14 protein-coding genes and 1 pseudogene are annotated in these 13,683 nt (G+C 66.1%); 10 read left to right on the plus strand and 5 right to left on the minus strand.

The window, feature by feature from the left end:
- Positions 1-97 precede the first annotated feature (97 nt).
- From IGS74_RS02550 to IGS74_RS02575, 6 genes are all read left to right on the plus strand, one after another.
- Complete coding sequence (locus IGS74_RS02550; protein ID WP_192389118.1) at positions 98-280, plus strand: hemin uptake protein HemP; 183 nt, start codon at positions 98-100, stop codon at positions 278-280.
- Positions 277-1,173: an ABC transporter substrate-binding protein gene (locus IGS74_RS02555; RefSeq protein ID WP_192389120.1), complete on the plus strand. Its 897-nt coding sequence runs from the start codon at positions 277-279 to the stop codon at positions 1,171-1,173. Before IGS74_RS02550 ends, IGS74_RS02555 begins: the two co-directional genes overlap by 4 nt.
- The gene (locus tag IGS74_RS02560; RefSeq protein WP_246722845.1) at positions 1,170-2,252 is read left to right on the plus strand and encodes an iron ABC transporter permease; all 1,083 of its coding nucleotides are present in this window, start codon (positions 1,170-1,172) and stop codon (positions 2,250-2,252) included. The genes IGS74_RS02555 and IGS74_RS02560 overlap by 4 nt, the downstream gene beginning before the upstream one ends.
- Positions 2,249-3,031 carry a heme ABC transporter ATP-binding protein gene (locus IGS74_RS02565; protein WP_348641881.1) on the plus strand — a complete coding sequence of 261 codons (783 nt, stop codon included), beginning with the start codon at positions 2,249-2,251 and terminating at the stop codon, positions 3,029-3,031. The genes IGS74_RS02560 and IGS74_RS02565 overlap by 4 nt, the downstream gene beginning before the upstream one ends.
- A gap of 123 nt (positions 3,032-3,154) precedes the next feature.
- The gene (locus IGS74_RS02570; protein WP_082016264.1) at positions 3,155-3,982 is read left to right on the plus strand and encodes a lytic murein transglycosylase; all 828 of its coding nucleotides are present in this window, start codon (positions 3,155-3,157) and stop codon (positions 3,980-3,982) included.
- 150 nt (positions 3,983-4,132) lie between these two features.
- Positions 4,133-4,345, plus strand: a complete 213-nt coding sequence (locus IGS74_RS02575) for a hypothetical protein (RefSeq protein WP_192389124.1) — start codon at positions 4,133-4,135, stop codon at positions 4,343-4,345.
- A gap of 8 nt (positions 4,346-4,353) precedes the next feature.
- On the opposite strand, the gene IGS74_RS02580 is transcribed toward IGS74_RS02575, so the two are convergent.
- The 3 genes and pseudogenes from IGS74_RS02580 to IGS74_RS02590 all read right to left on the minus strand — a co-directional run bounded on the left by IGS74_RS02580 (position 4,354) and on the right by IGS74_RS02590 (position 7,252).
- On the minus strand, positions 4,354-5,136 hold the full coding sequence (locus IGS74_RS02580; protein WP_192389126.1) for an ATP-binding cassette domain-containing protein: 783 nt from the start codon (positions 5,134-5,136) through the stop codon (positions 4,354-4,356).
- Positions 5,133-6,221: pseudogene (locus IGS74_RS02585) on the minus strand (ABC transporter permease). Before IGS74_RS02585 ends, IGS74_RS02580 begins: the two are co-directional and overlap by 4 nt.
- A gap of 71 nt (positions 6,222-6,292) precedes the next feature.
- On the minus strand, positions 6,293-7,252 hold the full coding sequence (locus IGS74_RS02590) for a sugar ABC transporter substrate-binding protein (protein ID WP_246723108.1): 960 nt from the start codon (positions 7,250-7,252) through the stop codon (positions 6,293-6,295).
- Between the two features lie 245 nt (positions 7,253-7,497).
- On the opposite strand from IGS74_RS02590, the gene IGS74_RS02595 reads away from it, so the two are divergent.
- The 3 genes from IGS74_RS02595 (at position 7,498) to IGS74_RS02605 (ending at position 11,479) form a co-directional block, all read left to right on the plus strand.
- Positions 7,498-8,745: an ROK family transcriptional regulator gene (locus IGS74_RS02595; protein ID WP_192389130.1), complete on the plus strand. Its 1,248-nt coding sequence runs from the start codon at positions 7,498-7,500 to the stop codon at positions 8,743-8,745.
- A 75-nt stretch (positions 8,746-8,820) separates the two neighbouring features.
- Positions 8,821-10,995: a malate synthase G gene (locus tag IGS74_RS02600; protein WP_192389132.1), complete on the plus strand. Its 2,175-nt coding sequence runs from the start codon at positions 8,821-8,823 to the stop codon at positions 10,993-10,995.
- Between the two features lie 79 nt (positions 10,996-11,074).
- Positions 11,075-11,479 carry a VOC family protein gene (locus IGS74_RS02605; RefSeq protein WP_039195064.1) on the plus strand — a complete coding sequence of 135 codons (405 nt, stop codon included), beginning with the start codon at positions 11,075-11,077 and terminating at the stop codon, positions 11,477-11,479.
- An 89-nt stretch (positions 11,480-11,568) separates the two neighbouring features.
- Here IGS74_RS02605 and IGS74_RS02610 read toward each other — a convergent pair whose 3' ends face one another.
- Entirely contained in the window at positions 11,569-12,342 is a 774-nt protein-coding gene (locus IGS74_RS02610; RefSeq protein ID WP_082016249.1) for a L,D-transpeptidase, read from the minus strand.
- Positions 12,343-12,515: 173 nt separating this feature from the next.
- Between IGS74_RS02610 and IGS74_RS02615 the strand changes: the two genes are divergently transcribed.
- Entirely contained in the window at positions 12,516-13,022 is a 507-nt protein-coding gene (locus tag IGS74_RS02615; RefSeq protein ID WP_192389134.1) for an MmcB family DNA repair protein, read from the plus strand.
- Positions 13,023-13,029: 7 nt separating this feature from the next.
- Here IGS74_RS02615 and IGS74_RS02620 read toward each other — a convergent pair whose 3' ends face one another.
- Positions 13,030-13,605 (minus strand): ActR/PrrA/RegA family redox response regulator transcription factor, encoded by a 576-nt coding sequence (locus IGS74_RS02620; protein ID WP_192389136.1) that lies wholly within the window; start codon positions 13,603-13,605, stop codon positions 13,030-13,032.
- Positions 13,606-13,683 lie beyond the last annotated feature (78 nt).

Raw genomic sequence — 13,683 nt, forward strand, 5'->3', positions numbered from 1 at the left:
ATATGATATAGACGGTCAACTTTATTCAGAGGATCTCGGTCGCCGCGATGCCACACTGCGGTACCCGTGCAACACGACCCTTCAGGAGACGCTTGAAATGGGTGGGGACCCCAAAGGACAGGATGGCGGGCGAACGGCGCTACGGCGGCTGGCGGACGCTCCGAGGGAACTGGATAGCCGGACGCTGTTCACCGACACGCGCGAAATCATCATCCAGCACGAGGACGAGCGGTATCGCCTGCGACTGACGTCCAACAACAAGCTGATCCTCACCAAATGAACCTTCGTCCGCTCTTTCTGGCCGCTCTCGCCTTCGTCGCGTCTCCCGCCCTGGCCGAGGAGGCCACGGTTCATGATTCGTCCCGGATCGTCTCGATCGGCGGTCCCGTCACCGAGATCCTCTACGCATTGGGGGCGCAGGATCGCATCGTGGGGCGCGATTCCACCTCGACCTATCCGCCGCAGGCGAACGCCCTGCCGGATGTCGGCTACATGCGCGCCCTGTCGGCCGAAGGTGTCCTTTCCCTGTCTCCGACGCTCATCCTGGCGGTGGAGGGGTCGGGGCCTCCGGACGTCATCCATCTGCTCGAGGGCGCGAGCGTCGATTTCGTCACCATCCCGGACGGGCCCGATCCGAAGGGGGTCGCGGCCAAGATCCGAGCCGTGGCGGAGGCAATCGGCGAGAAGCAGCGCGGCGAAGAGATCGCCACCGCGGTAGAGGCGGATTTCGCGGCACTGGAAGCAAGCCTTGGCGGCATACAGGCACGCCCCAAGGCGGCCTTCGTGCTGACCATGAGCGGCGGCGCGCCGCTGGTCGGCGGGGCGGGGACATCGGCAGACGGCGCGCTTGCGCTGGCACATGCGGACAATGTCTTCTCCGGACTGAGCGGGTTCAAGCCCGCGACGCCGGAAAGCGTCCTTGCCGCCGCGCCCGAGGTCATCGTGACGATGCAGAGCCCGGTGCACAGGCCTGAAACCATCGCCCAGAGCCCCATCTTCGCGTCGACGCCGGCCGGCCGCAACGGCAATATCGTGGCGATGGACGGCACTTACCTTCTGGGCTTCGGGCCGCGCGCGGCCCACGCCATGCGCGATCTGGCGGCGGCCCTCCATCCGGAGGCGGACCTGCCGCGGTTGCCGGCGCGCCCATGGGTCGGAGCCGGGGCGCCATGACGACAATGGCGGGGGATAGCGCCCGACGCCTGCCGCGCCCGGGGCGCGGCGCCCTTGCCATCGCCGCCTGCGGCGTTTTCGCCCTGGCGGCTGGGCTCGCCGCCCTGGCGGCCGGCGCGGCGGACCTGTCCCTCGGTACGGTGCTCGCCACGCTCGTCGCCGGCATGTCTGGCGCCCGGAACACGGTCGATGCGGGAGCCGCTGCCATCCTTCTCGATATCCGCCTGCCGCGCGTTCTGCTGGCAGTCATGGTTGGAGCCTGCCTCGCCTTGTCGGGCGCCATCCTGCAGGGACTGTTCCGCAACCCCCTGGCCGATCCCGGCCTTGTCGGCGTCTCGTCCGGCGCGGCGCTCGGGGCGATCTCCGTCATCGTGCTGGGGGTTCATGCCGCCCCGATACTGCCCGACGCGCTCATGCGTCACTTCCTGCCCATCGCGGCCTTCGTGGGCGGCGCGATATCCACCTTCCTCGTCTATCGCCTGTCCACCGTCGCCGGCCGCACCTCGATGGCGACGATGCTGCTGACGGGCATCGCACTGGCGGCGCTGACGGGCGCAATGACCGGCATCCTGACCTTTCTGTCGACCGACCAGCAATTGCGGGAACTGACCTTCTGGTCGATGGGCGGCCTGTCCGGCGCCACATGGGACAAGGTCCGGGTCGCGCTGCCGTTCATGGCGCCGGCCTTCTGCGCGGCACCATTCCTCGCCAGCGCGCTGGACCGGTTGGCGCTCGGCGAGTCGGAGGCATTCCACCTCGGCGTCCGGGTGCAGACCATCAAGCGCATCGCCATCCTTGTCATCGCCGCCGGTGTGGGGGTCGCCGTCTCGGTGTCCGGCATCGTCGGTTTCGTCGGGCTTGTCGCGCCGCATCTGGTGCGGCTGGCGGTCGGGCCGGGGCATCGGACGCTGCTGCCGGCGGCTGCACTGCTGGGGGCGGGGCTGCTGGCGATCGCCGATCTTGCGGCGCGGACCATCGTCGCCCCTGCCGAGCTGCCGCTCGGCATCGTCACGGCCCTGATCGGCGCTCCATTCTTCCTTTACCTGCTCGTGCAGCGCAGCCGGGCCGGCATCCTGTGACGGCGGCCGCGATCAAGGCCGAGGGCGTACGACGCATGATCGGCGGAAGGGTCGTTCTCGATGGGGTGGACCTGTCGGTCGAGACAGGCGAGGTCGTCGTGATGATCGGTGCCAACGGCGCCGGCAAGTCCACCCTCTTGAAGATCCTTTCGGGCGAAAGCACCCCGGACGGCGGCCGTATCCGGGGTCCGGTCGCCGAGGCGCGGAACCCTTCGGCCATGGCGCGGGTGCGGGCCGTGGTTCCGCAATCGGTGGAACTCGCCTTTCCGTTCACCGCATTCGAGATCGTCCGCCTCGGCGCCGAGTCGGGCGGTGCCGGCGGCCGGACGGCCGACAGGCTATGCCACGCCGCATTATCCGAGGTCGGACTTGCAACATACGCGGACCGCAAGGTTTCCAGCCTGTCGGGGGGCGAGGCCCAGCGCGTTCACCTGGCCCGGGCCATCGCGCAGGTGCGGGCCATGCCGGGGCCGACCCGCTTCCTGCTGCTGGACGAGCCGACGGCGAGCCTCGATCTCTGCCACCAGCTTCTGGTGGTGCGGCTGGCGCGACTCATGGCGGAGGAGGGCGTCGGCGTGCTTGCGATACTGCACGACATCAACCTTGCCTGCCTTGCGGCCACGCGACTTGTCGCATTGGCGGACGGCCGGGTGGTGGCGGATGGCAGCCCCCGCGCCGTCGTCGACGACGCGCTGATCGAGCGCGTCTACGAAGTGCGCCTTGCCGTCGGTCACGCACCGTCCCACCTGCCCTTCGTGCTGCCGCAGGCGGCGGGCTGATCGCGAAAGAGTGACGCCGCAGGTGCGATCACCCGCCGATTGTGGTGCATTCGCACTACGTTAAACTGTCGATTGCTATTACTGCCGGAAGAGTGGGTTACGCACCCGATGCAGGAGGCAGAGATGGCGGCATGTCGCTCGTTTATTCGCAAGGCGGTCCTGGCGGCCGGCATGGTCCTGGCCGTATCGGCGACGCCCGCGCTGGCACAGAGCTGCGGCAATGACGGCGCCGGCTTCGATCGCTGGCTGGCCTCCTACAAGCAGTCCATGAGCCAGCAGGGCATTTCCAACCGGACGCTACAGACCGCGCTGGGCAACGTGTCCTACAATCGCGAGGTCATCCGGCTCGACCGAAACCAGCGCTCCTTCAAGCTGTCGCTGGACGAGTTCATGCAGCGCCGCGCGCCGGCTTCGTTCGTCAAGCGGGGCCAGGGCATCATCCGCGAGAACGCGCGGCTGCTGAACGCCATCGAAAAGCAGTACGGCGTTCCGAAGGAAATCCTGGTCGCCATCTGGGGCATGGAAACCGGCTTCGGTTCCAATTCCGGGAACATGAACATCTTTCGCTCGCTGGCGACGCTGGCCTATGACTGCCGGCGGTCGGAATTCTTCACCAACGAGTTGAATGCGGCGCTCATGATCGTCGAGCGCGGCGACAAGCGGCCGGAAGACATGAAGGGTGCCTGGGCGGGCGAGATCGGCCAGACGCAGTTCCTTGCGTCGAACTACCTGCGCTACGCGGTGGATTTCGACGGTGACGGACGCCGCGACCTCATCCGCTCGCGCGCCGATGTCCTGGCCTCGACCGCCAACTTCCTGCGGCAGCATGGCTGGCAGCCGGGGGCGGGCTATATGCCGGGCGAGCCGAACTTCGCGCGGCTGCGCGACTGGAACCGGGCAGGCGTATACCAGCAGGCCCTGGCCCTGTTCGCCTCTCGTCTGGCGAACTGACAGGAATTCATGTTACAAATAGATGTTTGGTGGATTGGAGGCCGCCGGATCCTCGACTCGTCGATGCGTCCGTTCGTTCAATGACATTTCTGGGCAGCGAAGATTAGTTCTTTCGTTCGCATTCCCCCGACGCCTGCTTTCAAGAGCGACATGGAGGTCGTCGATAAACTCGGCGCGCTGGCGGAGCGCCTGCGCGAGCGTCACCCCGACGCCCAGCGCATGGTGCTGGAAGCGGCGGACGTCATCCTGCGCGACATCGAGCAGGCATGCCGGCAACTCGGCATCGAGTTCGACGCGTTGCCGGGCCCTCGCTCCGCGCTGTCGCTGGTCCATAGCGACAGCTTCGAGCCGGACGCATCCTGAAACGGATGCTACGCCGCCATGGCCGGCTCCGGGGCCTTGGCCCCCGTCATCAGGGCGACGGCATCCGACATGGTGATCGCCTTCGGGTTCACCACGCACAGGCGTTTGCCGAGCCGATGGATGTGGATCCGATCGGCGATCTCGAAGACATGCGGCATGTTGTGCGAAATCAGCACGATCGGGATGCCGCGCTCGCGTACGGTCAGGATGAGGTCGAGCACCTTGCGCGATTCCTTGACGCCCAGGGCAGCCGTCGGCTCGTCGAGCAGGAGCACCCGCGTTCCGAAAGCCGCCGCCCGCGCAACCGCAACGCCCTGTCGTTGACCGCCGGACAGCGTTTCCACCGCCTGGTCGATATTCTGGATGGTCATGAGACCGAGTTCCGACAGTTTCTCGCGGGCGATGCGGCGCATCGTGCCCTTGTCGAGCATCCGGAACACCGAGCCGAGCGGACCGCTGCGCCGGATCTCGCGGCCGAGGAACATGTTGTCGGCAATCGAGAGGGCGGGGGAGAGCGCAAGCTGCTGGTACACGGTCTCTATCCCGGAATCGCGCGCCGCCTGCGGGTTGGACAGCGTCATCGGCTTGCCATCCAGCCTGAGCTCTCCCGAGTCCGGCTGGATCGCGCCCGTCAGCGCCTTGATCATCGTGCTCTTGCCGGCGCCGTTGTCGCCGATGACGGCGAGGATCTCGCCGGGCATCAGGTCGAAATCGGCGTTGTCGATGGCCACGACGCGCCCGTAGCGCTTGGTGAGATTGCGGGCCGACAGGATCGGTTCTTGCGGGCTCATGCGGACACCTTCCTGATCCACTGATCGGCTGCGACGGCAAGGATGATAAGGCCGCCTACGGTCAGGCGCGTCCATTGCGGGTCGGTGCCCCAGATGCGCAGGCCCATGGCGAAGACGCCGACGATCAGCGCCCCGATGAGCGTGCCGATGACCGAGCCGCGCCCGCCGAAGAGGGACGTCCCGCCGATGACGACGGCGGTGATGGACTGGATGTTGGCCTCGTAGCCGGATGTGGGCGAGACCGAACCGAGCCGGCCGATGAGCGCCCAGCCGGCGAAGCCGCAGATGAGGCCGGCGACGGCTTAGACCGAGATCAGTACGCGCCGCGTACGGATGCCCGACAGGCGCGCCGCATCGGGATCGTCGCCCAGGGCGTAGACATGCCGCCCCCATGCCGTGTGATTGAGTATGTAGTAGAACAGCGCGACGAGAACCACGACGGCGACGACCGCATAGGTGAACACCGCGCCGCCGATGCGGAACGTGGTGCCCAGAAACTGCAGGAGCGGCGCGGATGCTTCCACGTCCTGTGCGCGGATGGTGGCGTTTTGCGAATAGATGAAGTTCGCGGCCTCGAAGATGAACCATGTTCCGAGCGTCACGATGAAGGGGGGCAGGCGCACCAGCGCCACCAGGAACCCGTTGATCACCCCGCAGATCGTGCCGGTGAGGATGCCGCAGAACAGCGCCAGGGGCGCCGGCATGCCGTGCGTCACGGCAAGATTGCCCATCACGACGGATGACAACACCATGATTGCGCCGACGGACAGGTCGATGCCCGCCGTCAGGATCACCAGCGTCTGCGCGATGCCGACGATGCCGACGATGGCCACCTGCTGCATGATGAGCGTCAGGGTGAAGGCGTTGAAGAACCGTTCGCCGATGATGGCCCCGAAGGTTCCGACGCCGACCATCAGCACGAGAACCGGCACCATGGTCGGGTAGGCGTGCAGGAAATGCTGCAGCCTGTCCATCGGCCCGCGATGGGCCCCGTGCGAAAAGTCGGCGACCTGTCCGCCGCTGCCGGCAAGGCCCTTTTCGAAGCCGCTCGCGGCCTCCGTGTTCCTGCCCGTGGTATCCGTCATCGTCCTGCCTCCCTGTCCGGACCCGTGTCCGGCCGCCGCCTCGCGGGCGACGGCCGGTCATCATGCGCGGATCAGCCCCAGCAAAGCTTGGCGGCATCCTCGGACGTCATGGACTTGACGCCGTCGATGGGTTCGTCGGTTACGAGATCGACGCCCGTCGCGGTGATCTGCAGCCCCTCGCTGGCCTCGGGCTTTTCGCCGGAATCGGCAAAGGCCTTGATGGCTTCGATGCCCATGGACGCCATCTTCAACGGATACTGCATCGACGTCGCGCCGATGACGCCATCCTTGACGTTGGCGATGCCCGGGCAGCCGCCATCGACCGATACGATCGTTACGCTGCCTTCCAGTCCGACCGACTTGAGCGCCTCGTAGGCCCCGGCGGCGGCAGGCTCGTTGATGGTGTAGACGAGGTTGATGGACGGATCCTTCTGGAGGAGGTTTTCCATGGCCTGGCGGCCGCCTTCCTCGTTGCCATTGGTGATGTCGTGGCCGACGATACGGGGATCGTCCTCGTCGCCGACGATGGCCTTGTCCTTGTTGTCGATGCCGAAGCCTTCCATGAAGCCCTGGTCGCGCAGGACCGCCACCGAGGGCTGCTGCGGCGTCAGGTCGAGGAAGGCGATCTTCGCGCTTTCCGCCTCGGCGCCCATCTTGCCCTTCGCCCACTGGCCGATCAGCACACCGGCTTCGTAATTGTCGGTGGCGAAGGTGGCGTCCGCCGAATCCACCGGCTCCAGCGGGGTATCCAGCGCGATCACGATCAGGCCCGCATCCCGCGCCTGCTTGACGGCGGGTACGATGCCCTTGGTGTCGGACGCGGCGATGAGGATGCCCTTGGCCCCGGCCGCTATGCAGCTCTCGATTGCCGCGACCTGCGACTCGGAATCGCCGTCGATCCGGCCGGCGTAGGTCTGCAGGTTGATGCCGAGCTCCTGGGCCTTGGCCGCCGCGCCTTCCTTCATCTTCACGAAGAACGGGTTGGTGTCCGTCTTGGTGATCAGGCAGGCCGTGACCTGGTCCTGCGCCATGGATGCGCCGGGCAGCACCAGAGTGGCGACGCCAAGCGCGGCCGCATGGCCAAGATACTTGAGAATCATCGAATTTCCTCCCGATAAGTCGGTCGCCGTCAAGCGCCCGGCCCGGACCTCCCCGTCCGGCTCGCAGGGATTGGACGGCAAAGAGCACCTTCTGTCAATCGATAAATCACGGTGATTTATTTATTGACAGCGGGATGACGTGCGATCATCGTTCGGGCGGGAGGACATCGATGGACATGGCAGGCGGAAGACCCAACGCGCCGGACACGGCGACGCCGTCCGCACATGGCGACGTGGCCCTGCGCGACGGTTTCCGCGCGTCGAGCCAGGCGGGCCTGCGCGCCCACAATGAACGGTTGGTCCTGTCCCTCATCCGCGCCGGCGGCGAACTGGCGAAGGCCGAGATCGCACGTCATTCCGGCCTGTCGCCGCAGACGGCCTCCGTCATCATGCGCATCCTGGAGGCGGACGGCCTGGTGCTGGCCGGCACGCCGCGACGCGGCAAGGTCGGGCAGCCATCGGTGCCCATGCGTCTCAATCCGCGCGGCGCGTTTTCGCTGGGCCTGAAGATCGGCCGGCGCACCAGCGAGATGGTCCTGATGGATTTCGTCGGGACGGTCCTCGACAGCCGTGCCATCTTCTACCGGCGCCCCGAGCACGGGCAGGTGATGGAGTTCGCCGAAGATGCGGCCGAGGCCCTGGTGTCGACGCTTGGGCCGGACGAGCGGGCCCGGGTCGCCGGGCTCGGCGTCGGCCTGCCCTTCGAGATCTGGTCATGGGGGGCCACCAATGGCGCGCCCTCGGAAGAGCTGGCCGTCTGGCGCGAGGCCGATATCGTCGCGGAGCTGGCCAGCCGCACGGGGCAGCCCGTCACGATGGCCAACGACGTGACGGCCGCCTGTGGGGCCGAGCATGCCTTCGGCCGGGGCGCCGGTGCCGATTTCGTCTATTTCTTCGTCGGCGCCTTCATCGGCGGCGGCATCGTGATGGACGGGCAGCTCGTCGAAGGCCGGGTCGGAAATGCGGGCGCGCTGGGGTCGATGCCGGTTCCCGCCCCCGGCGGGGGGAGCCGGCAACTGATCGAGGCGGCCTCGATCCACCTTCTCGAACGCATGATCGAACAATCCGGAGGCAGCGGCATCGAGTTGTGGCGCAAGGACTGCCGCTGGGACGGTCTGGAAGGGCTTCTGGATCGCTGGTTGTCGGAGGCGGCCTCCGGCATTGCCCATGCGGTCGTTTCCGCTTCGGCGATCTACGATTTCGAGGCGGCCGTCATCGAGGGGAGTTTTCCGCCCTTTGTCCGCGAGCGGCTCGTGGCGCGCGTCGCCGAGGTGCTGGCGGGAATGGACATGCGCGGCCTCGTGCCCGTAACGGTCCGCGCCGGGACGATCGGCCGCGATGCGCGGGAGATCGGGTCGGCGAGCCTGCCGTTCTTTGCCCGCTACCTGACCGATCGCCGGGTTCTCTATTCCGATCGGACCTGACGCCCTTCCGGCATTTGACTTTGCGGCTCCGATGGCCGATGGCGTCCGCAGAGGAGCTTGCGAAAGGGAGCATTCATGTCGAGTTATGTCGCGGTCGCCGGATTGCAGGTCGATTCCGAGCTGAAGGATTTCATAGAGAAGGAAGCTCTCCCCGGTACGGGCGTCGATGCCGACCGGCTTTGGCAGGGCCTTGCCGGGCTTCTCGGCGATCTCGCTCCCCGCAATCGGGAGTTGTTGGCAATCCGCGACGACATGCAGGCGCGCGTCGATGAATGGTGCGCGGCCCACAAGGGCGGCGCGGTTGACGGCGCAGCCTACGAGGCTTTCCTGCGCGAGATCGGTTACATCGTCCCCGAGGGGGAGGCCTTCTCCGTCGAAACCGCCAATGTCGACCCGGAGATCGCCTCGGTGGCCGGTCCGCAGCTGGTCGTCCCGGTCATGAACGCGCGTTATGCATTGAATGCGGCGAACGCGCGCTGGGGCTCGCTCTACGACGCCCTCTACGGCACCGATGCCATCTCCGAAGAGGACGGCGCTGAAAAGGGCCCGGGCTACAACCCTGTCCGCGGCGAAAAGGTGATCGCCTGGGCGCGCGCCTTCCTGGATGGGTCGGTGCCGCTGGCGGACGCGTCATGGAACGACGCGCGCGGCTTCTCCATCGACGACGGCGCCCTGACCGTCAGGCTGGAATCCGGCACGACCGGGCTGAAGAGCCCGGGCCAGCTCGCCGGTTATCGCGGCTCCGCGAGCGAGCCGACCAATCTTCTCTTCGTCACCCATGGCCTGCACAGCGACGTCGTGATCGACCGGACGTCGCAGATCGGTCGGTCCGATCCGGCCGGCATTTCCGACGTGGTTCTGGAAAGTGCCGTGACGACAATCCAGGATTGCGAAGATTCCGTCGCAGCGGTCGATGCCGCCGACAAGGTGGTCGTCTATCGCAACTGGCTCGGCCTGATGAAGGGCGATCTGACCGACACGTTCGAGAAGGGCGGCAAGAGCGTCACGCGCCGCCTCAACCCGGATCGCGAATACACCGCGCCGGACGGCGGGAAGGTTGTCCTGCCCGGGCGTTCGCTGATGCTGGTGCGCAATGTCGGCCACCTGATGACCAATCCCGCGGTTCTTCTGGCCGACGGCTCGGAAGCGCCGGAAGGGATGCTGGACGGGCTCTTCACCGGGCTGATCGCGATGCACGACCTGAAGAAGCAGGGCGGCGAGCGCAATTCGCGCGCCGGCTCCGTCTATATCGTCAAGCCCAAGATGCACGGCCCCGACGAGGTCGCCTTCGCCGACGAGATCTTCACCCGGGTCGAAACCATCCTCGGCCTTTCGCCCAATACCCTGAAAATGGGCATCATGGACGAGGAGCGCCGCACCACGGTCAATCTCAAGGAGGCCATCCGGGCCGCGCGCAAGCGGGTCGTCTTCATCAATACGGGCTTCCTCGACCGGACCGGCGACGAGATGCACTCCTCGATGGAGCTTGGCCCGATGATCCGCAAGGGCGACATGAAGGCGTCCACATGGATCAAGGCCTATGAGGATCGCAACGTCGATACCGGCCTTGCCTGCGGGCTCAAGGGCCATGCGCAGATCGGCAAGGGCATGTGGGCCATGCCCGACCTGATGGCGGCGATGCTGGAGCAGAAGATCGGCCACCCGAAGGCGGGTGCCAACACGGCCTGGGTTCCGTCGCCGACGGCCGCGACCCTGCATGCCACGCATTACCACACGGTGGACGTGGCCGAGCGCCAGGCGGAGCTGGAAGGCAAGAGCCGCACCAGCCTCGAGGATATCCTGACCATCCCGGTTGCCGTGCGGCCGAACTGGACTCCGGAAGACATCCAGGCCGAACTGGACAACAACGCGCAAGGCATCCTCGGCTACGTCGTCCGCTGGATCAACTCCGGCGTCGGCTGCTCCAAGGTGCCGGACATCAACGATGTCGGCCTCATGGAAGATCGCGCCACCTGCCGCATTTCCTCGCAGCACATCGCCAACTGGCTGCACCACGGCGTGGTAACGCGCGACCAGGTGGTGGAGACGATGGAGCGCATGGCGCGCGTCGTCGACGGACAGAACGCCTCCGATGCGACCTACGAGCCGATGGCGCCCGACTATGCGGGGTCCATCGCCTTCCAGGCCGCCCTGGACCTGGTGCTGAAGGGACGTGAACAGCCCAACGGCTACACCGAGCCCGTCCTGCATCGCCGCCGCCTGGAAAAGAAGGCCGCCGCGCGCGCATAGGCATAGAGCTGCCCTGTTCTATCGGGGCGAAAAACAGACTACCCTCCCGCATGCGAGAAACGCGGGAGGGGTTCGCGGCATGGTTTCCACCATCATTCCGACATTGCGTTACCGGGACGCGCAGGGCGCCATCGACTGGCTGTCCGCCGTCGTCGGCTTCAACGTCGAAATGGTGATGGAAGACGATGACGGCGTCATCGCCCATGCGGAGCTGACCCTTGGCGGCGGCATGATCATGCTTGGGAGCGTCCGTGACGACCCCTTCGGCGAAACGCAGATCACGCCGGATGAAGCCGGCGGCGTCACGCAGAGCGCCTACATCGTCGTCAAGGACACCGACGCGTTATTCGAACGCGTGACCGCTTCCGGCGCGGAGATCGTCATCCCGCTGCACGACCAGCCCTATGGAAGCCGGGAATTTTCGTGCCGGGATTTCGAGGGCCATTTGTGGAACTTCGGCACATACGACCCATTCGCGCCGTAAGAGCGGGCAGGGCAAAAAAAAGGCCGGGCGCCTCCCCCGAAGCACCCGGCCATGGCGGTCCCCCGCCTTGAAACTTCAATCTGGCACGATCAGCTTGCCTGGGCCTTCCGGTTTTCGGCAATACGCTTCTGGGCCAGCGTCTCGCCCGGCATCAGAACGATGACACGCGCCTGCAACGGCACCCGCTCGTAGAGATCGATGGCATCCTGGTTGATGAGACGGATGCAGCCCGACGAAACGGATTTGCCGATCGACCACCATTCCGGCGTGCCGTGCAGGCGATACAGCGTGTCCTTGTTGCCCTGCCACAGATAGACGGCGCGGGCGCCGAGCGGGTTCTGCAGGCCAGGGTTCATGCCGACTTCATTGCCGTAGGGCGCCAGTTCCGGCCGGCGCTCGATCATTTCCTTGGGCGGAAACCACTTCGGCCAGTGCTGCTTGTCGCGCGCATAAGCCTCGCCCGACCAGGAGAAACCGGCCTTGCCGATGCCGATGCCGTAGCGCATGGCCGTGCCACGCGATTCGATCACGTAGAGGAAATGGTCGCCCGTATCGACGACGACGGTGCCGGGCGCAAAGCCCATGCCATCGTATACGACGCGCTGGCGCAGGAAGCGCGGATCGATCTTCTCGACCGGGATCGCCGGCAGGTTGAAACCGCCATCCTGCACGGCGGCATAGGCCAGCGGATCGACCGGGCCCAGCGGGCCGCCGTCCAGGATGGCATTGTCCGTGGCTGCATAGGCCGTCGCGACCGGCGAATCGCCGCTGATCGCCGCACGGTCCCCGGAGGTCGTGCAACCGGCGAGGCCAAGCGCCAGGGTGGCGGCGGCAAGAATGGATAGGGCAGAATGGGTTGTCATCGAGAAGTCCGGTCGAGGCAGGCCGTGCCGGATAAAGCTGTACGAGACCGGCTGGCTGACACCACCGATATGCGTTCGTTACCCGGCTGGCAATTGGCGCTAGCCTAACGCATGATGGTTAACAAACGTTTGTTGCGATGCGGGCACAGCCGCGTTGCCGGAGCCGTATCCGCATGCCCATAGTCTCGTCCGTCCCCTATCAACCGCTGCTCGACGGGCGTCAATCCGATCGTGCGATGCTGGTACGGCGGGGCGTGCAGCGGCTGATGATGGCACAGGCCTTGTCCGTCCTGCCGGAAATGCCCCTGGCGTCGGGCCGCCGTGCCGACCTTGTCTGTCTGTCGCCGAAGGGCGAATTCTCGATCGTCGAAATCAAGACGTCGATTGCCGACTTCCGGGTGGATCGCAAGTGGCCGGACTACCGGTTGCATTGCGACCGGTTGTTCTTCGCGACGCATCCGGACGTGCCACTGGACATCTTCCCGGAGGATTGCGGGTTGATCCTGTCGGACGGCTATGGCGCGGAAATCCTCCGGGAGGCGCCGTTGCACCGCCTGCCCCCGGCCACACGGAAGGCGCTCACGCTGCGGTTCGCAACGCTGGCAGCCAACCGGCTGTTACAGGCGGAATGGGCTGCAAACCCGTATATGACGGGTGCTCGGGACGACATGTCGGACTGACGACGGGTCAGCGCGGCGCGTTCTTGGCCAAAATGCGCTGCAGGGTGCGGCGATGCATGGACAGGCGGCGCGCGGTTTCGGACACGTTGTGCCCGTAAAGCTCGAAAACGCGCTGGATATGCTCCCATCGCACACGATCCGCCGACATGGGGTTGTCGGGTGGGATCGGGCGCTTGTCGTCGCGCTGCGTCAGGGCCGAGATGACCTCATCCGTACTGGACGGCTTGCATAGATAGTCGATCGCACCAAGCTTGACGGCGGCAACCGCGGTCGCGATGTTGCCATAGGCCGTCAGGACCACGATCGCGCTGTCCTTGCGGCGGCGATGCAGGTCTTCCACGAGATCCAGTCCGTTACCCCCGGCAAGGCGAAGGTCGATCACGGCCATCGCCGGGGTTGCCGAAGAAATCTCCTTCTGTGCCTCGGAAAAGCTACCCGCCAGAACCGGGGCATAGCCCCGCTGCTCAAGCCCCCGCGACAGACGGGCGGCAAAACCGTGGTCTTCGTCGACCACCAGGATCCTGCGCTCTCCGGCTGCGGCGAGGGGGCCACGCATTTCCCTGGCTGGCGTCTCCACATTCATACGGAATCTCCCACGCGTAAGGCACGGTTTCACAACGTGAAAAACACCTTGAGGTTGCGTGTGCGGATAATCCGAGTG

Source organism: Aureimonas sp. OT7, assembly GCF_014844055.1.
In the GTDB taxonomy this organism is placed as follows: Bacteria; Pseudomonadota; Alphaproteobacteria; order Rhizobiales; family Rhizobiaceae; genus Aureimonas; species Aureimonas altamirensis_A.